Annotated in this window: 21 protein-coding genes and 1 tRNA gene; 5 read left to right on the plus strand and 17 right to left on the minus strand. The window is 33.4% G+C overall.

Going from position 1 to position 18971, the window contains the following annotated elements:
- Positions 1-22 precede the first annotated feature (22 nt).
- Positions 23-844, minus strand: coding sequence for an SIR2 family NAD-dependent protein deacylase (locus DMA14_RS10010; RefSeq protein WP_111424537.1), 822 nt, complete (start codon positions 842-844; stop codon positions 23-25).
- Between the two features lie 352 nt (positions 845-1196).
- Here DMA14_RS10010 and DMA14_RS10015 point away from each other — a divergent pair, with 352 nt between their 5' ends.
- The 3 genes from DMA14_RS10015 (at position 1197) to DMA14_RS10025 (ending at position 4256) form a co-directional block, all read left to right on the plus strand.
- Positions 1197-2999, plus strand: coding sequence for a glycoside hydrolase family 2 protein (locus DMA14_RS10015; protein ID WP_111424664.1), 1803 nt, complete (start codon positions 1197-1199; stop codon positions 2997-2999).
- 94 nt (positions 3000-3093) lie between these two features.
- On the plus strand, positions 3094-3723 hold the full coding sequence (locus DMA14_RS10020) for an MgtC/SapB family protein (protein WP_111424538.1): 630 nt from the start codon (positions 3094-3096) through the stop codon (positions 3721-3723).
- Between the two features lie 11 nt (positions 3724-3734).
- Positions 3735-4256 (plus strand): GNAT family N-acetyltransferase, encoded by a 522-nt coding sequence (locus DMA14_RS10025; protein WP_111424539.1) that lies wholly within the window; start codon positions 3735-3737, stop codon positions 4254-4256.
- A gap of 128 nt (positions 4257-4384) precedes the next feature.
- Here DMA14_RS10025 and DMA14_RS10030 read toward each other — a convergent pair whose 3' ends face one another.
- The 12 genes from DMA14_RS10030 to DMA14_RS10085 form a co-directional block, all read right to left on the minus strand.
- Positions 4385-5227: a DUF4249 domain-containing protein gene (locus DMA14_RS10030; RefSeq protein ID WP_203418282.1), complete on the minus strand. Its 843-nt coding sequence runs from the start codon at positions 5225-5227 to the stop codon at positions 4385-4387.
- Positions 5228-5231: 4 nt separating this feature from the next.
- Entirely contained in the window at positions 5232-7850 is a 2619-nt protein-coding gene (locus DMA14_RS10035) for a TonB-dependent receptor (protein ID WP_111424541.1), read from the minus strand.
- A gap of 100 nt (positions 7851-7950) precedes the next feature.
- On the minus strand, positions 7951-8793 hold the full coding sequence (locus DMA14_RS10040) for a FecR family protein (protein WP_111424542.1): 843 nt from the start codon (positions 8791-8793) through the stop codon (positions 7951-7953).
- 10 nt (positions 8794-8803) lie between these two features.
- Positions 8804-9013, minus strand: a complete 210-nt coding sequence (locus DMA14_RS10045) for a hypothetical protein (protein ID WP_111424543.1) — start codon at positions 9011-9013, stop codon at positions 8804-8806.
- A 46-nt stretch (positions 9014-9059) separates the two neighbouring features.
- Positions 9060-9581, minus strand: a complete 522-nt coding sequence (locus DMA14_RS10050; protein WP_111424544.1) for an RNA polymerase sigma factor — start codon at positions 9579-9581, stop codon at positions 9060-9062.
- 225 nt (positions 9582-9806) lie between these two features.
- Positions 9807-10289 carry a GNAT family N-acetyltransferase gene (locus DMA14_RS10055; protein WP_111424545.1) on the minus strand — a complete coding sequence of 161 codons (483 nt, stop codon included), beginning with the start codon at positions 10287-10289 and terminating at the stop codon, positions 9807-9809.
- Positions 10290-10295: 6 nt separating this feature from the next.
- Positions 10296-11714: an aminotransferase-like domain-containing protein gene (locus DMA14_RS10060; RefSeq protein ID WP_111424546.1), complete on the minus strand. Its 1419-nt coding sequence runs from the start codon at positions 11712-11714 to the stop codon at positions 10296-10298.
- A gap of 20 nt (positions 11715-11734) precedes the next feature.
- Positions 11735-12103 carry a hypothetical protein gene (locus tag DMA14_RS10065; protein WP_111424547.1) on the minus strand — a complete coding sequence of 123 codons (369 nt, stop codon included), beginning with the start codon at positions 12101-12103 and terminating at the stop codon, positions 11735-11737.
- 190 nt (positions 12104-12293) lie between these two features.
- Positions 12294-12551, minus strand: a complete 258-nt coding sequence (locus tag DMA14_RS10070) for a hypothetical protein (protein WP_111363665.1) — start codon at positions 12549-12551, stop codon at positions 12294-12296.
- A gap of 71 nt (positions 12552-12622) precedes the next feature.
- Positions 12623-13033, minus strand: a complete 411-nt coding sequence (locus tag DMA14_RS10075; RefSeq protein ID WP_111424548.1) for an ACT domain-containing protein — start codon at positions 13031-13033, stop codon at positions 12623-12625.
- Positions 13034-13159: 126 nt separating this feature from the next.
- Positions 13160-13417, minus strand: coding sequence for a GIY-YIG nuclease family protein (locus DMA14_RS10080; protein ID WP_111424549.1), 258 nt, complete (start codon positions 13415-13417; stop codon positions 13160-13162).
- Between the two features lie 63 nt (positions 13418-13480).
- Positions 13481-13554 (minus strand) — tRNA-Met (locus tag DMA14_RS10085).
- Between the two features lie 150 nt (positions 13555-13704).
- On the opposite strand from DMA14_RS10085, the gene DMA14_RS10090 reads away from it, so the two are divergent.
- Positions 13705-14097 (plus strand): START-like domain-containing protein, encoded by a 393-nt coding sequence (locus DMA14_RS10090; RefSeq protein ID WP_111285785.1) that lies wholly within the window; start codon positions 13705-13707, stop codon positions 14095-14097.
- Positions 14098-14151: 54 nt separating this feature from the next.
- The gene (locus tag DMA14_RS10095) at positions 14152-14988 is read left to right on the plus strand and encodes an aminotransferase class IV (protein ID WP_111424550.1); all 837 of its coding nucleotides are present in this window, start codon (positions 14152-14154) and stop codon (positions 14986-14988) included.
- On the opposite strand, the gene DMA14_RS10100 is transcribed toward DMA14_RS10095, so the two are convergent.
- From DMA14_RS10100 to DMA14_RS10115, 4 genes are all read right to left on the minus strand, one after another.
- Positions 14985-15545, minus strand: a complete 561-nt coding sequence (locus DMA14_RS10100) for a YqgE/AlgH family protein (protein WP_008464759.1) — start codon at positions 15543-15545, stop codon at positions 14985-14987. The two genes, DMA14_RS10095 and DMA14_RS10100, sit on opposite strands and share 4 nt — an antisense overlap.
- Before the next feature lie 128 nt (positions 15546-15673).
- The gene (locus tag DMA14_RS10105; protein ID WP_008464760.1) at positions 15674-15946 is read right to left on the minus strand and encodes an HU family DNA-binding protein; all 273 of its coding nucleotides are present in this window, start codon (positions 15944-15946) and stop codon (positions 15674-15676) included.
- A 180-nt stretch (positions 15947-16126) separates the two neighbouring features.
- Positions 16127-17074, minus strand: coding sequence for a methionyl-tRNA formyltransferase (gene fmt / locus DMA14_RS10110; protein ID WP_111424551.1), 948 nt, complete (start codon positions 17072-17074; stop codon positions 16127-16129).
- Positions 17074-18969 (minus strand): RecQ family ATP-dependent DNA helicase, encoded by a 1896-nt coding sequence (locus tag DMA14_RS10115; RefSeq protein WP_111424552.1) that lies wholly within the window; start codon positions 18967-18969, stop codon positions 17074-17076. Before DMA14_RS10115 ends, fmt begins: the two co-directional genes overlap by 1 nt.
- Positions 18970-18971 lie beyond the last annotated feature (2 nt).

Consider the following 18971-nt stretch of genomic DNA (forward strand, 5'->3'; position numbering starts at 1 on the left):
AATTAAAACATTATTTTTTAAGTCAAATAATGCTTTTAATCATTTCTTTAATCATTTTTAAAGCCTCGGTAGATGTTTTGCGAATGATGATTTTATTTTTTTTGTCTTTTATTAAAGCCGTAAACTGATTGTCTTCTATATTAATATCAACGATAGTTCCGCCATATTTTAAAGTAGTTTCTGCAATTGCAACAGGTAGATTCGTGGCGCCAGAAGTTCCTATAATAAAAAGTATTCCAGAGTTTTTGGCAATTTTCAAAGAACTAAATTTTTTATTCGTTTGTTCATCGTAGTATTCATCAAACCATAAAATATTTGGTCTCATCCAACTTCCGCAACTTTTACATTTTAAAAGCTCAATTTCTTTTTCAGTTAAATCTTCATCAATCTCTTTTCCTTTTATTTCTTCTGGTAGATTTATGATTTCTCTGCAACCGTTTGAACACTTTATTTGTCTATTATTTCCATGAATTTCAAAAATCCTTTCTGTTCCGCTTAATCGGTGTAGGTTGTCTATGTTTTGAGTAATCAGATGAAATCTGTCTTTTAAAATGTTTTCAATTTCGACCAATTCGTAATGACTTTCATTTGGTTTTGCATTTTCAAACATTTTTTTTCTAAATAAGGAATATTGCCAAACTTCTTCAGGGTTTTCTTTGAAGTATTTAAAAGTTCCAAACTCTTCTGGTTTATGAAATTTTGTTCCCTTAATCCAAATACCATCTATACCTCTATAGGTCGGAATTCCACTTTCAGAAGAGATTCCAGCACCAGTTAAAAAAGTAAAAAGGTTTCTTTTATTTTTAGTTGAAACTTGTTTAATTATATTTTCTAATTGCTCCATGTTTAATGAAAAAGGGATAGTTTTTTTGATTAAATATACACTAAAATTAATATCTAAAAATTGTGAGTTTTTATGAATTGCTCCAGCGGAGCAAAATATTTATAGCATAATTTAAATTTTCACATTCAAAAAGCTCCAGCGGAGCGATATATTGAGAATGGCTTGTTTTAATAGAAATAAAGAAAGAAAAGCGACTAAAAAAACCTGATAACACAAGATTGATAAGTATTTGATGGGTTATTTTTAACTAATACGGAATGTTTGTTTACTAGTGAATTTGAGAAACTTTTTAACTTTATAACCTTCATATTTTACTAACTAAAGACCTTCAAAAACCAAAATGATTTTAACTATGAAAAAGATAATAATGCTGTGCTGTATTTTTCTGTTTATTGGAAAAACAATAGCGCAGGAAATTCCGTTGGTGGCTAATATTTCTGCGCGAAACAATATTACTTTAAACGGAAAATGGAGTTATATCGTAGATCCGCTAGAAAACGGATATTTTAATTACCGTTTAGAGCCTTTTAAAGACAACGGATTTTTCGAAAATAAAAAATGGAACACCACAGAACTGAGCGAATATAATTTTGCAACCTCAGCAGTAATGGATATTCCGTCTGATTGGAATTCGAAAGATCAGAGATTGTTTTTTTATGAGGGAACAGTTTGGTTTCAGAAAGATTTCAATTATAAAAAAGATGCCAAAAGCAAAGGAATTCTTCATTTCGGGGCAGTTAATTACGATGCAAAAGTTTATGTGAACGGAAAATTGGCAGGAACACATATTGGCGGTTACACGCCTTTCAATTTTGATGTAACCCATTTATTAGTTGACGGAAATAATTTCGTAGTAGTAAAAGTCGATAATAAACGCCATAAAGACAATGTGCCAACCGTAAATATGGATTGGTGGAATTATGGCGGAATCACAAGAGACGTAACTTTGGCTCAAGTTCCGAATACTTATATCGAAGATTATTTGGTTCAATTGGATAAAAAAGAAAAAGGAAAAATTTCGGGTTGGATAAAATTAAATAGCGAATCGGCAAATCAAACAGTTTCGGTTTCCATTCCAGAACTGAAAATCAAAAAAAGCGTTACGACCGATGCTAAAGGAATTGCCTCTTTTGAAATTAAAGCTAATCCTGTTTTATGGACGCCTGAAAAACCAAAATTATATGATGTAACCATTTCTAAAGCTGATGAAAATATTGCCGATCAAATTGGTTTTAGAACCATTGAAACTAAAGGCAAAGAAATTTTGCTAAACGGAAAAAAAGTTTTTTTGCGAGGAATCAGTATTCACGAAGAAGCGCCTTTTAGATCTGGAAGAGCTTGGTCTCAAGAAGATGCGATTACATTACTGACTTGGGCAAAAGAGTTGGGTTGCAATTATGTTCGATTGGCACATTACCCGCATAACGAAAATATGGTAAAAGAAGCTGAAAAAATGGGATTAATGATTTGGTCTGAAGTTCCGGTTTATTGGACGATTTCGTGGACAAATCCAGATACGTATGCTAATGCCGAACGCCAATTGCACGATATGATTTATCGAGATAAAAATCGTTGCGGAATCGTAATTTGGTCAATTGCCAACGAAACGCCACACGGCGATGATCGAGATGCTTTTTTGAGCAAACTGGCAAAATACGCGCGTACGCAAGACAATTCTCGTTTGATTAGTATGGCGATGGAAGTTACTTCGAGTTCAAACAACATCAATACGCTTCATGATAATATGAATGAATATGTTGATATTGTAAGTTTCAATCAATATTTGGGTTGGTACAGAGGAACCAACGAATCTTGCAAAGACATGCAATGGGTGGTTCCGTACAACAAGCCTGTTATTATTAGCGAATTTGGTGGCGAGGCTCTACAAGGTTTGCACGGTGATAAAAAAGAACGTTGGAACGAAGAATATCAGGAAGAATTATACATTCAAAATACGCAAATGTTCAATCGTATTGAAGGTTTAGCAGGAGTTTCGCCTTGGATTCTCGTTGATTTCAGATCGCCAAGAAGACAATTGCCAAATATTCAAGATTTCTTTAATCGTAAAGGATTAATTTCAAGCAATGGAATTAAAAAGAAAGCTTTTTATGTAATGAAGGATTGGTACAAACAAAAAGAAGAAGAATATAAGTAAGATAGAACAAGTAGAAAACCTTCAAACTCATTTTGATTTTGGAGGTTTTTTTGTGTTTTTTCCTTAATTTTATTTGAAAAAATAGAAGACTTTAATGGAACTAGAAATTGTCATAAGATTGCTTTTAGCAGCATTTTGGGGAGCTTTAATTGGTGCCGAAAGAGAATATAGCGGAAAAGCGGCGGGTCTTCGCACCACAATAATGATTTCTGTTGGAGCTTGTTTCTTTACTTTTATGTCTGAATGGATTGGCGGAGCAGGAAATCCTGACCGAATAGCTTCTAATATTGTAACAGGTTTAGGTTTTCTTTGTGCGGGAGTAATCTTTAGATCAGACAATCATGTTAGCGGGATTACGACGGCAGCAACAATATGGTCGGTTGCAGCTGTAAGTATGGGAGTAGGAGCAGGTTATTATTTTGCATCGGCTTGTGCAGCCTTGATGATTCTTTCCATTCTTACGGTGCTTACTTTTCTTCAGGATAAAATAGACCTCATCAACGCACATAAAACCCTTCAAATAACTTTTAAACGTTCTGATAGCGGATATGCAAGATGCAATGAACTTTTTTCAGTCTATGGCGTAAAATCAAAACTGATTACACAGCGTCGTAATCTGGATCATATAGTTTTAGAATGGCAAATACATGGGCCAAAAAAATCTATTGAATCTTTGTATACAGCACTTTTGCAAGAACCTATTTTTGAGGAATTAGTATTATAACAACAAAAAATATGAATTTTAATTTACAGCCCGTTTTAGAAAATGATCTTTGCATTTTGTCTCCTTTAGAAGAAAAAGATTTTGAGGCTTTGTATAAAGTAGCTTCCGATCCTAAAATTTGGGAACAGCATCCAAACAAAGACAGATGGAAAAAAGAAGTCTTTGAAAATTTCTTTGAAGGAGCCATGAAAAGTAAAGGCGCTTTTAAAATTATAAGTAAAGAAACAGGAGAATTTATTGGAAGCACTAGATTTTACGATTTCAATCAAGAAGACAATAGTATTTTTATTGGTTATACTTTTTATGCCGTTTCGTGCTGGGGAAAAGGCATTAATCAAAGTGTAAAAAAGACGATGTTGGATTATCTTTTCCAATATGTATCAAAAGTAAAATTTCATATTGGTTCAGAAAATATCCGATCGCAAATTGCCATTTCAAGAGTGGGAGCCGAAAAAGTGGCTGAAGAAGAAGTGGCTTATTTTGGAGAAAAGCCAAAATTGAATTTTGTTTATCAAATAAATAAAGAATACTAGAAAAACAAAAGGGCCGACTTAAAATAGTTGGCCCTTTTGTTTTGTGAAACTGCTCCAGCGGAGCAAAATATTTATAGCAAATTCAGATGCAAGTATCAAAAAGCTCCAGAGGAGCGACATATAAAAAATTATTTCACCAAATAATCAACTTGATCTGCTTCGCAAAGTCTAAAATAGCCAAATGCGAAATTATTAGAATCTGAAGTATTTATAATATTTCCTCTAATATTTCCTGGCGGAACAAGAAACGGATTTGCACTTGAAGCTTCCAAAATTAATTTCCAGTAATTGAAGAAGTTTTTAGAAACACCTCTGTGGGTAATTTTGAGCGTGTTTCCAGGTTTCATTTTGTCTTCATGAGAATATCTCGTACTGATTTCGTTTCCGTTATAAAACTCATCATTCGTGATTTCGTATTCAGGATAGATTAAGAATTCACCTTGAAAATCGGTTACGTAAAAATTAACTTGATCTGCTGGATCGTTGTAATAAAATGTCACTTCTATTACATCTTTTCCGCTAAAGTCAGGAACAATATTTTGCTCTATTTTATTGATTGGAGTTGCAGAAGTCAGTTTTTCAACTGCAGTATAACTTTGCCCTTCAGCAGTAATAAACAATTTATAATCTGCATTAAGAACAGGAACAAAATTAGTGCATTTGTAAACGCCGGTTTCGGTTTCGTTAAACATAAAAACATCTCCGTTACTGTTTTCTACTCTTACTTGAGCGCCAGAAACCTTTGGCGTAGAACCGCTATAATAAGGAGCCGTTTTACTGATTTTTATGGTTTGTTCCTTTCCGTCAGTTCCCTTTTTCCAGATAATTTCCGCATCGATAACCAATTTGGTTTCACCAGTTTTCAGATCTAGATTGACCACATCTTCGCAAGAAGCAAAAGAAAAAACAAAAAGAAGACTTATTAATGCCAGCGCTCTATTCATTATCGTATATTTTTTCAATTTATTCATCGCATTAAAATTTAAAATTATAAGAAACCCCAGGAACGATTCCAAAAATAGAAAGCCTTCTGGTTTCATTTGCTCCCGTATCTTCATTGGTTGTAAAACTCATCGAAGCCGCATTTTTTCTGTTGTAAATATTATAAAGGCTAAATACCCAATAGCTTTGCCATCCTTTCTTTTTGTCTGGTTTTGGCGTGTACGTTGCCGCCACATCTAAGTGATGGAAAAGGGGCAAACGGTTTTCATTTCGCAAAGAATAATTCGGAATATGAATGCCTCCCATTTCATAATATCCATTAGCATACGTTACCGGCTGGCCTGATTGCAGGGTGAAATTTCCATTAAATGACCATTTTGGGTTTAATTCATAGCTTCCCACAATACTCAAATTATGCAATTTGTCATATCCAGATAAATACCAGTCACCATTTGCAATTCCTGGTTCTTCAGGAGTTCTTCCAGGCGTTTTTTGTTCAGCTCTAGATAAAGTATACGAAATCCATCCTGTAAAAACGCCAGTATTTTTTCTGAATAACAACTCCATTCCATACGATCTGGCTTTTCCGTTTAGAATAACCTGTTCAATGTTGTTGTTAGCCAAAATATCAGCGCCGTCAATATAATCAATACGATTTTGAACATTTTTATAAAATAATTCTGTTTCTAATGAATAATCTCCGTCTTTGAAATTTCTAAAGTATCCCATCGCGTACTGATCCAAAAGTTGAGGTTTTGTAAAAGGCCCGCTTGGTGTCCAGATGCTCATTGGCAGTGGAGACTGTGTGTTTGATAAAATATGAATGTACTGCGCCATTCTGTTGTAGCTCGCTTTTATAGAAGTTTCGTCGTTAAAAGCATAAGATAAGGCAGCTCGAGGTTCAAAATTATTAAACTTACTGATGGTTTTTCCTTTTCCGTACGAAATGCTTCCGTTTGGTGTTCCTTCTTCATAAATTTTGTACAACGGATTATATACTACCGCTTGGCCATTTTCGTAAGTGCTGATGGTTTCATCTCCTAAACGATAAAACATGCTGTAACGAAGTCCGTAACGGAAATTCAGTTTCTCAGTAATCTGATTTTCAAAATCAACAAACGCAGAAGCTTCTAGAGCATATTTCTTATCCAATTGCATATAATTAAACTGAGAATCTGGAGAAGTCGGTTTTACAACTCCAGGATTGAAATTGTAATACAAACCATCAATTCCGTAATTGATTTTAAACTTCTCAGATTGCTGCAAATTCCAATTGTATTTCAATCCGTAACTCGCAATATTACTATCCCATTTAAAACTTTCAATAGGAATTTCTAGATTAAATCTGTAATCACTGTAGAAAGTAGATAAATTGCTGTTTAAGCGATCAGAAAATTTATGTTTCCAGCTCAAAATACCCATTGTGCTTCCGTAAGTACTTCCAAAACGATCACTAATATCAAATAAATCATTTCCGAAGTAACCTGAAAAAGACAATGTGTTTTTGGCATTGAAACGATAATTTAGTTTAGCATTCAAATCATAAAACATGGCCGAGTTTTTATTGTCGGCCAGTTTCATAAACAAATGCGCATACGAAGCTCGTCCTGAAAGGATGAACGAACCTTTTTCTTTTTGCAACGGACCTTGAACTAAAAGTCGGCTTGAGATAATTCCGATTCCTCCGTTTACTTTATATTCTTCAAAATCTCCCGTTTGTTGCGTAACATCAAGAACAGAAGAAACACGTCCTCCAAATTTTGACGGAATTCCCCCTTTATATAAATCTAAACCATTGACAATATCGGCATTGAAAATAGAAAAGAACCCAAACATGTGTGAATCTGCATAAACAGGTGCGCCATCCAAAAGAATCAAATTCTGATCGGCAGCACCACCGCGGACATTAAATCCTGAAGAAGCTTCTCCAGCATTGGTAACTCCCGGCAAAGTCAAAATTGACTTTAACGGATCAGGCTCTCCCATTGCAACAGGAATTCTTTTGATTTCCTGCATCGTAAGCTTGTTAACACTCATTTGAGTGGTTTTAATATCAATTGCTTTATTGTTCATTACGATAACTTCTCCCAATTGCTGACTGTCAGAATCTACGTTGAAGTTAACCTTGGTATCGTCTGAAATAGATACGCGTTTTTCTTCATTTTTAAATCCAACATAACTCACCTGTACAGTATAATTTCCGTGAGGGACATCGATACTATATTTTCCGTTCGCATCTGTTACAACGCCTGTTTCCAATTCCTTAATATAAATATTGGCTCCAATAACAGGCTGTCTTTCGTCATCATAAACGTGACCGGTCAGCTTGCTTTTTTTTTTGGCTGGTTTCGGAGTTTGAGATTTCTGCTTCACAAAAATATTATTGCCAACTATAGAAAATTGTACAATAGAAGTTTGGTTTAATTCCGTAATTAGCTTGCTGATTTCAACATTCTTATAAGTATTTTTCTGTGTAAAGTACTTTTTATTGGTGTCGATCTGATCTGTAAAGGCAAATTTAAAATTGGTTTGGCTTTCAATCTGTTTGAAAAATTCTTTTAAAGTTACATTTTGATCTACAGTTACTGTAACACTCTGTGCAGACATACATAAACTGAATAAAAAAAAGCACGCTGAAATTATATGCTTCATGAAATTTCGTATTTTTGAATATTATTAAATGGAATAACCTCGTGTTATCCTGAAAAATTAGGAGGATGTGTAGTTTCGCGGCTTACATCCTTTCTTGTTTTTATTGAAAAGTGATCTGTTTTAAATCTTCATTTATTTCAAAGTTTAGGTTATACATTTCGGATAGTAATTGTACAATTATTTTTAAATCTTCTCTTTTATTGATTCGGATAGTGATTTTCTGATCAAGATTTTCTTTCGGAATATTTACTTTGTAACCGTAGTTTTCTTCAATATATTGACTGATAACAGACAGTTTTTCGTTGTCAAAATCTACAAATCGGCTGAATTCTGTTATTGAAGCAGTTTGGTTTCCGTAGGTGAATTTATCACCCGGTTTCAAAATCCATTTTTGGCTTTGTCCTTTTACATTCATCTGAACACTTCCTTCAAAAAGCTCAACAGTCACTTGTTCGTTTTCAGTTTCCTTAACTGTAAAAGATGTTCCTAAAACAGTTGTTGTGGTTTCGTCACAAAAAACCTGAAAAGGATGCTGTTTGTCTTTTTTTACATTAAAATAAGCTTCTCCCTCAATTTCAATTTTTCTGTTTAAAGCGAAATTGCTTCCAAAAGAGATTTTAGAATTTGGACTCAGTTCAATTTTTGAACTGTCTGGCAAGACAACATATTTTATTGCAGAGGTTGTGTTTTCAATTACATTTTCAGCTAGAACTACATTTTCATTTGTAGATTCGTTATTGAAATAAATTCCGGTTCCAATAAGTGCAAAAAGTAAAACCGAAGCTGCTGCATAAAGATGCCACGGCTTAAATTTTCTTTTTTTCTCTGAAAATGTTTTAGCATGAAATTGTTCCCACGACGCTTCTTTTTCGCTGTCGGAATGAGATAGGGGAGACTCTTCCCATAACTTTTTAAATTCCTCGTCAAATTTCTCCTTATCCATCTTTTCTAACTTAAATAATTTGACAATGAAATCCTTGTTTATTAAAAACGCCGTAAACCATTTCTTTGATATCACGGTTAGTTTCTATTTTAAGAATGTTTTCGCGTCCCTGGCGATCAAAATTTATGATACAATCAGAAATGATAAACTGCAATTGAGCCACAAGTAAACTTGCGTCTTTTTTTGTTTTTACATTAGTTTTATACGCTTCGATATGCATTTTTAGTTCTTGTTTTTTAGTATAACAAACGAGAACTAAAAAGTTCCTAATGGTTTTCGATTTTTTTTTTAATAAATTTACTAGCGAGATAAATATGATTGGCAATGGTCTTTTCAGAAAGATCCGTTATTTCTGCAATCTCCTTATAGCTAAGGTTTTCCAGTTTGTGTAAAGTGAATATTTTTTGCTGCTGTTCTGGAAGCTGATTAATGAAGTTTTGAAGTTTTTCTTGTCTTTCTTCAAAAATTCCAGAGTCAGTTTCTTCATCCAGCATCTCAACTTGAGAAGGGTCAAGTTGTATTATTTTATTTTCTCTGTTAACGTGATTGATGATAATGTTTTTGCAGATAACAAATATCTGTTTGTCAAACAAAACATCTTCATTAAGCAGTTCTCTTTTATTGTATAGTCTTATGAAAGTCTCCTGAACAAAATCTTCGGGAGTAAATACAGAAGAATTGAATCGTTTGGCAATATTTATAAGTTTGTCGTAATAGCTGAAGTAAACTTCTTTAAAAGCTGCTTCATTGCCTTTTTTTAAACTTAAAATAAATTTTTTATTGTCCATAACGAAAGTATCGTGCTAGCTTCCTAGTTCTAAACTCTTTAGAGTCAATATTATTGTATTCAGGAATTGAGTAATCTCAAATGAAAATGTAATAAGTTACAAAGAACCGTAATTTAATTCAAGATTTGACGCTTTTGTAGATTAAATGTTACAATTTATTTCAAATAAAAAACCCTTAAACAGAAATGTTAAGGGTTCTACTTTTTTTATTTTGGTTCTACTAATCTAAAAATTAATGTTTAGCATCATTTGAATGTCTACTCTGTCATAAGAAGAAGATATGCCTGTTATTTCTTTAAAACCTAATTTTTCATACAATTTAATAGCAGGTTTCAGTTTAGTATTGCTTTCTAGATAAATTTTAGAAGCGCCTTTATCTGTTGCCCATTTTATTGCGGATTGAGCTAGTAATAATCCGACACCTTTTCCTTGTGCTTTTGGATTTACAGCCATTTTAGCCAATTCGTAATCATACTCTTTTCCGTCACTTTTAATTAAAGCGCAGACTCCTAAAACTTCATCGTTTAAAATTGCAGAAAAAATTTCTCCACCTTTATTTATAATATAATCTTCGGCATGATCTAACGTTTTCACATCATTAGGTTCAACCACAAAATAATTTGAAATCCATTCTATGTTTAAATCCTTAAAGCTTTTTTTATACTCGGGTTTATAAGTTACTATTTCTACTTGCTCTTTATTTTTCATAATACATTAAATACTGTTTTTTATTATTCTGCCCAATTTTTCTAAATCAGACTCCACGCGCTCATTCCATTCCAATGCATAATTCAGTCGCATGCAATTGTTGTATTGATTGTACTGGGAAAAAATTCTTCCAGGCGCGAAATTGATTTTCTGGTTTAAGGCAGTATTGAATAATTCTGTTGTTGATATTCTTTCATCTAGTTCTAGCCATAGCATAAAACCGCCTTTTGGCTGTGCAATTTTGGTGTTGTCCGGAAAGTAAGCTTCGACAGCACGATTCATCTGTAGATAATTGGCATAAAGCTTATTTCTGAATGTTCTTAAATGATGATCATAACGTCCGTGCTCTAAGAAATCTGTAATAACATCTGAATACAATGAAGAATTGCAAACCGTCTGAACCAATTTCTGACGAATAATTTTATCCTTAAATTTTCCCGGAGCAATCCATCCAACTCGATATCCAGGTGCAAGTGTTTTCGAAACCGATCCGAGCCATAAAACCAAACCAGCTTCATCATAAAATTTACAGGGTTTTGGACGTTCTGAGCCAAAGTAAACATTACCATAAATATCATCTTCAATTAGTGGAACGTTATATTGCGTGATCAATTTAACCAACTCTTTTTTGTTATCGTCAGGCATTTGAAATCCCATTGGATTATTGAAATTGGTAATAAAACAGCAGGCTTTAATTTCGGGAAGAACTTTTTTCAAAGCCTCAAGGTCTAATCCGAACAAAGGATGTGTCGGAATTTCAACTGCTTTTAAACCTAATTCTTTTATTGCCTGAAGTATTCCAAAATAAGCTGGGCTTTCAACCGCAACACTATCACCAGGAGATGTTACTGCCATAAGTGCGTTGTAAATCGCATGCATTGCGCCAGAAGTAATGACAATATCATCTTCGGTAATTTTTCCTTCCATCACCAGTGCCCATTTTGCAATAGCACGACGAAGACTTTCAGGCCCTTGAACAGGCTCGTAAGCAGTTCCTGCATCGTCTCTGTTACGAACAGCATTGATAATTCCTTTATTTAGTTTTGCGATGGGCAGGAAATTTTTCCCAGGTATACCAAGTGCAAATTGAGTTACATCGACTTGTTTGATGGTGTTAAAAACTTTATCAATAAGCTCTTCGGGAGTATTTTCTGTTTCCTTATTGTCTATGCTCGCAATTGTTGGAAGTGCTGTTGTACGCTGAGAACTTTTACTCACATAATATCCCGTTTTTGGACGCGACTCTATTAGTGAACGGCTTTCCAATTCTAGATAAGCCTGTTTAATAGTGTTCAAACTTACATTATACAATTTTTGTGCACTTCGTACAGAAGGCAATTTGTCGCCAAGTGCTAAAGTCTCATTGTGAATCTGATCTTCAATGATTTTTGCAAGTTTCAAGTATAATGTTTCTCGATTTTTCATTTTTGCTTTTTCTTAAGCGTTTAAAAAGACAGACAATGAATAAACTGATCTGTGCTTTGTCTGAGTTGTGCGGCATTATTGAAATTGGCGCTATTTTTCTTCTTCAGGAAATTTTTGATATAATTGTTAAATAGTGCTTTATCTTCATTTGTTAAACTGCCGTCATCATAAATTCTAAATTCTATTTCGTTGTTTTGATTTAAAATTAAACTGGCAAACGAATTTATTTTATTGTTTTTTTCGCAGAGAAGAAAAGGGATTCCAAAAAGCATTTTGTCTTCCGCTTTCTCACACATATTTTGAATGAAGATGTTTTGCAAAACTTCCATATCAAATACATAAACTTCTCTAAAATTTATTTTTTTCTGAGTAACTGCTTTAGATTCCATATCTTTTTTTAGCAAAATTATTGCTATCGCAGATTTGGGTACAGATACAGAAAATACTTTTTTTATGGGTACAGATAAAATTACGGTTTTTTGAGAAGAGAAGGAAATAATTATAAAAAGAAAGTCCTTGAATTTTTTATTCAAGGACTTTTGTATTCTTTTTATTATGTTGAAAGGAAAAAGAAAACGATTATTGGTTTTCTTTTTCTAAATCTGCAGCAGAGATCTGATCTAATATATTAGTTTGATTTGGCGAAATGTAGTTTTTGTTTTCGGTCACCTGTTCTTTTTTAAAAAGAAGGTCGAGTGCATTGTAAAGCTTTAATAAAACATCTTTGTCTTCTTTGGCAATATCCAAAGCAGTATTGAAATTAAAAACATAATTATTCGAATTGCGTACTTCGACTTTGATTGTTTTAGATGTGATCTTAAATTTTACTATGTCCATGTGTTATAAAGTTACCTCTGCAAAATAACTATTTTAATAGCAGTTTTCATGGTTATTTTTAGATTTTTTAATTACAAAGATTTTTTATTGTCTTCTTTTAATTTAAGCAGAACATTCATTGCTTTTAGAGCGTCTTTTTCATCAACAAAAATATGGTCGTGTAAATATGCTGCAACTACATTACAGCTGATATTGGCATTTCCTAAAGCTTGAGAAAATGCTGCAGTTAAACCTACAGCAGCTAAAGAAGAATGAACTTCGAGAGTAATCCAAGAAGCAATATAAGAGAAACTAAGATTAAGTTCTTCTGCAAAGCGTTTTTCTAATACTAAAGTGATTCCTTCTTTTTCTTTAAATAGAAATAAAATTTTAGAAAAAGGAATATGATCTAGTGAATCTACTTTTGTAAAAACATATTTTCCGCCATTAAGAACAGGATTAAGATTCTCCAAAATAGTGCTCAAATTTATTTCTCCTTCCATAAAATGAGGTTTGTTTTTTATTTAAATATAATAAAAAACCCTTAAACATTTCTGTTTAAGGGTTTTACCTTCTAGTAGCGAGGACGGGAGTTGAACCCGTGTCCGCGTTGGCGGATAAGAATCCTGCTATGTGTGTTGTTGAATCAGTTTTTTTATGTACTCTCGGCCAATTCCTGTTTTTAAATTTTTTTCCCTTTTCATAGCATCAATCTTTGAATTGAAAAACTCGACATAAATTACTTCCCAAGGTCTAAATTTGATAGTGAATCCCTTTTTTGCCATAATATTATGAGACTTAAATCTTTCTATCAAGTTGGAAGTGAATCCAGTATAGTTCTTGTTGAATTTTTTAGAATAAAGTATGTAAACCACAAATTCTTCCATAACTTTTAAAATGATAATGGTAAAAAAAAACACCACTTTGAAAAAAGTGGTGTTTTTACCTTGTAGCGAGGACGGGAGTTGAACCCGTGACCTCAGGGTTATGAATCCTGCGCTCTAACCAACTGAGCTACCTCGCCTGGACTGCTATCATGAATTCCTGATTGCGGGTGCAAAGATATAAATATTATTAAAGCATACAAGCATAAAATGAAGAAAAAAAAATATTTTTAAAAATGCATTGTTTTTGGACATATATTCTTATATTTCGAAAAAAATTAAAGTAGCACATGGATTCAAAAATACGTTACGAAATCGAGTTTCCGATCAATTCTTCGCCACAATTATTGTATCAATATATATCAACTCCGTCAGGTTTACAAGAATGGTTTGCTGACAATGTTAATTCGAGAGGTGAATTTTTTACTTTCATCTGGAATGATTCGCAAGAAAAAGCGCGCTTGGCTTCAAAAAAATCTGGCGAAAAAGTAAAATTTAAATGGGTTGACGAAAGCAGTAAGGATACTGAGTATTTTTTCGAACTCCATATTTTAGTTGATGAATTGACTAAAGATGTATCGCTTATGGTGGTAGATTTTGCCGATAAAGAAGAATTAGGCGAAGCTAAACAATTGTGGGAGAACCAAATCTCAGATCTAAAACATCTTATAGGATCTGTTTAGTAAAAGTCTATTTTATACCTTATATTTGCCCTGAACAAAATTCAGGGTTTTTTTATGATTAATTTTAACGGAAACATTGGCAAAGAGGATAATATACTAACTCTTAACCGCGCTTTTTTGTATGGTGACGGAATATTCGAAACAGTAAAAATTGTCAACGGAAAAATCTTGTTTCTTGAGGATCATTATTTCAGACTAATGGCTTCAATGCGTGTAGTTAGAATGATGATTCCTATGGATTTTACAATGGAATATTTTGAAGAGCAGATTCTTAATCTAGTAAATGAACAAGGAATCGCGGCTTCGGCACGTGCAAGAATTACTGTTTTTAGAAATGATGGCGGTTTGTATCTTCCAAAAAGTAATGATATTTCATTCTTAATCAACGCCATTTCTCTTGGAAACAAAGCTTACTCTGTAAATACAAACGAATACGAAGTAGATCTGTATAAAGATTTCTATGTAACGAAACAATTATTGTCGTCTCTTAAAACTACTAATAAGATGATTAATATTACAGGAAGTATTTATGCAAGTGAAAATGGTCTAGCCAATTGCATTTTACTGAATGATAGTAAAAATGTTGTAGAAGCGCTTCAAGGGAATATTTTTATGGTAACGGGTAAAAAGCTTATTACACCTCCAGTTTCTGAAGGTGCTTTAAACGGTATTATGCGTAAACAGATTTTAGCCCTAGCTAAAAAAGTAGAAGGCATAGAGGTTGTAGAAGAAGTAATTTCGCCGTTTGATCTTCAAAAAGCAGATGAATTATTTCTGACCAATGTAATCACAGGAATACAACCGATAACTAAATATCGAAAAAAGGAGTTTACAACAAATCTGGCTCATTTATTAGTGCAGCGACTAAATGAATCCATTTCTGAAAATTAATTCAGATATGGATTTTCAGGTGCGTTAGACCAAATAAGATAATCGCCGCCAAGCTCAATAATCTGCTCTTTCCAAAAATGGGTAGTAGATTTTCCGATAATTTTATTTTTGTAATTATTATCAGCAATGATCCATGAGTTTCCTTGCATCTCATTCTCAAGCTGATTTTCTTCCCAACCGGTATAGCCCAAGAAAAAACGAATATTGTTTTTACTAATCGATCCGTTGTTTATTAGGTCCTTAGTGGACTCAAAATCGCCTCCCCAATAAATTCCATTAGAAATTTCCACACTGTTTGGAATTAACTCAGGAATATTGTGAATAAAATAAAGGTTGTCTTGTTCTACAGGGCCGCCGTTATATATCTTAAAGTTAGCATCAATCTCAGGGATCAAGTCATTAATGGTATATTTTAATGGCTTGTTAATTATAAAACCTATTGATCCTTCTTTGTTATGGTCTGCTAATAAAATTACCGATCTATTAAAAGATAAATCTCCAATTATTGAAGGCTCGGCAATAAGCAGGTGTCCTTTTTTTAATTTTTCTGAAATCATACGGTTACAATTTTTATTAAATTTAGTCATAAAAAAATTAAAATCCCAAATAAAATCGTTAAACCGCATAAAAAAACCTTCCAGATGGAAGGTTTTAATTATATTATAAGTTTAGAGAACTTTCTTACTTAGTTCACTGCACCTTCTAATTCAGCACCAGCTTTAAATTTTACAACGTTTTTAGCTGCGATTTTGATCGTTTTTCCTGTTTGAGGGTTTCTACCGTCTCTAGCAGCTCTTGAAGATACTGACCATGATCCGAAACCTACTAATGAAACTCTTCCTCCTTTTTTCAAAGTAGTTCCTACATTACCTAAAAAAGACTCCAAAGCTAATTTAGCCGCAGCTTTTGTAATTCCTGCATCAGCAGCGATAGCATCGATTAATTCTGATTTGTTCATAATAATTAGTTATTAATTGTTGGTTAAAAAAAATTGTTAATACACAAATTTAGTAGGAAATCCGTTGCGTGCAAGTGTTTTCTTTATTTTTAGCAAAAATTGTTAATAACTTGCTTTTTTTGTTCATAAAGAGTGTTGTTTATCGATAAAAAACAAGTACAAACCCTTGTTTTACTGACGTTAATACACTTTTGCAGCTTCTGAAAAACTCACTCCATTTAATAATTCTGAAGCAAGCATTCTCTTTTTTCCTGGAAATTGTAAACTTAATAACTGAATAAAGCCGTCTTTTATTGCAATCTTAATTTCTTTTTTACTGCTAATAAGCTTGCCAATCTCGTAAGAATGTGATTCTGAGATTAGTTTTGCTTCATAAATTTTGATGTTCAATTCTTCGTTTTGATCTTTTAAATAACACCAAGAAGCAGGGTAAGGACTTAAACCGCGAATTAGGTTGTTGATTTCTGCTCCAGATTTTGTCCAATCAATTTTACAATTCTCTTTGTTTAACTTGTAAGCTGTTTTGATATCGTCGTTATCTTCTTGAATTGTTGTCGTAACATTTCCGTTTTCAATAACTTTTAAAGTATCAATTACAGTTGTGCTTCCTAAATGCATCAAGCGATCATGCAGTTGCCCTGCTGTTTCTTCTGGTTCAATGTCAATTTCAGAATTTAAAATCATCGCGCCAGTATCAATTTTATCATCAATAAAGAAAGTAGTAACTCCCGTTTTAGTTTCTCCGTTAATAATGGCCCAGTTAATAGGAGCGGCACCGCGATAATTTGGAAGCAATGACGCATGAAGATTAAAAGTCCCTAAACTTGGCATTTCCCAAACAACTTTTGGCAACATTCTAAAAGCAACTACGATTTGTAAATTAGCATTTAACGCTTTTAATTCTGCTAAGAAATTTTCGTCTTTTAAATTGGTTGGCTGTAATAAAGTAAGATTGTTGGCAAGAGCATATTCTTTTACAGCCGAATATTTTATTTTTTGTCCACGTCCCGCTGGTTTATCCGCAGCAGTAATTACGCCGACAACTTCATAGTTATTTTTGATAATGGTATCCAAAATGCCAACGGCAAATTCTGGTGTTCCCATAAATATAATTCTCAATTTCTCCATTATGATTTTAAAGTGTATTTATTATTCGCTTGTATAATGATATGATTGTTTTCAAGTAATTCCTGAAGAACCAATAGAATGTCTTTTGCATCCATTTTTATCTGGTTTTCAATTTCTCTCGAAGTCAGAGAAGCTGTTTTAAGCAAAGACAAAATTTTGTCTGCAATCGAATCGGCTTCTGTAATTTTTCCTTTTTGTGTAATGCAGTACGAACAAATGCCGCAATTTTCTATTGTTTCTTCTCCAAAATAATCCAAAACCAATCTATTTTTGCAGGTTTTGTTGTCTTTTATATAATGTAGAACCGATAAAAGCTGTTCTTTTTTAACCTCATTTTGTTTTTCTAAATATTTCGAAACTCTATTTATAGTAAGATCGTCTTCGCGGACTTCGTTAAACAATATAGTAGCGTCGTTGTTTTTAGATTTGTATTCTATAATTTCTTTTTCTTTCAGTTTTTCTAAAAGAGCGATAACCTGTTCTTCGGGGCGATTTGATTTTTTGGCAATTAATCCTAGATTCAGATTAGACTTCATTTCGTAAACCCCAGGATAAGTTCGTAAAATGGCTAGAATGATTTCTTCGTCATTTGGGTTTAGACTTACGTATCGAATCACTTCTTTCGATTCAATAAGAAACTGAATACTGATTTTTTCAGAGAATTCCTGAGACATTGTAATAATTCCCTGCTGATTCAAAAACTGTAAAGCATTATAAGTTTTTAAAGTCGGGAATTCATATTTATTGCAGAAATGATTTAGTTTGAATGAGAAAGACTCGTCTAAACCTTCTCCGTATGCAATCTGAAAATAATTGCAAAGTTTGTTATACATGGTTTTAAGGAACTTCTTGTCGGGAAGAATACTTAAAAACTGCTGTTCGGTCTGAATGGAATCTGAATTGTTATAAAGCAAAACCGAAAAAGCTTTTGCGCCGTTTCTTCCTGCACGTCCAGATTCCTGATAATAATTTTCTAAGTTTTCTGGAAGCTGCGTATGTATAACCGTTTTTACATTGTCTTTGTCAATTCCCATTCCGAATGCATTCGTGGCTACAATGACTTGCGCTTGTTCCGTCATCCACAACTGCATGTTTTTGTCTTTTTCTTTTGATGAAAGTCCGCCATGATAATACGTTGCCGTGAAACCAAGCGACTGCAATTGTGCGGACATGTTCAAGCACGCTTTGCGATTTCGTACATATATAATAGAAGGCTGCGGATTTTTTTTGAGAATTTGCTCCGTGCGGTATAGTTTATCTTCAACTTCAAAAACCATATAAGCGATATTTTTTCGCTCAAAGGATTGTTGAAAATGTCTTGGGTTTTTTAATTCTAATTGTGTTCTAATATCTTCAATAACTCTTGGAGTTGCTGTAGCAGTTAAAGCTAAAAACGGAATTTTCGGAAAGAACTTTTTCAATTCCGAAATTTTAAGATAGGCAGGCCTAAAATCATGACCCCATTGCGAAACACAATGCGCCTCGTCAATAGCGATTAAATTTATAGGAAGATTTTTAATGCGCTCCAGAATCCAATCCGATTGCAAGCGTTCAGGTGATAAATAGAGAAATTTATAATTTCCGTATTGACAATTATCAAGAAGATCAATCAATTCTTCGGTGTGAATTCCGCCAGTAAGCGCAATCGCTTTTATATCTCTTTTCTGCAGATTCGCTACCTGATCTTTCATTAAAGCAATCAAAGGAGAAATAACAAGACAGATTCCTTCCTGCATCATGGCGGGAACCTGAAAACAAATTGATTTTCCGCCGCCCGTAGGAAGTACGGCAAAAGTATCCTGTCCTTCAAGAACAGAATCAATAATTTCTTTTTGCAACGGTCTAAAACTGTCGTGTTTCCAGTATTTTAGAAGAATATCCTGCGCTCCGAGCATTG

It is taken from the genome of Flavobacterium sharifuzzamanii, assembly GCF_003254585.1.
Taxonomy (GTDB): Bacteria; Bacteroidota; Bacteroidia; order Flavobacteriales; family Flavobacteriaceae; genus Flavobacterium; species Flavobacterium sharifuzzamanii.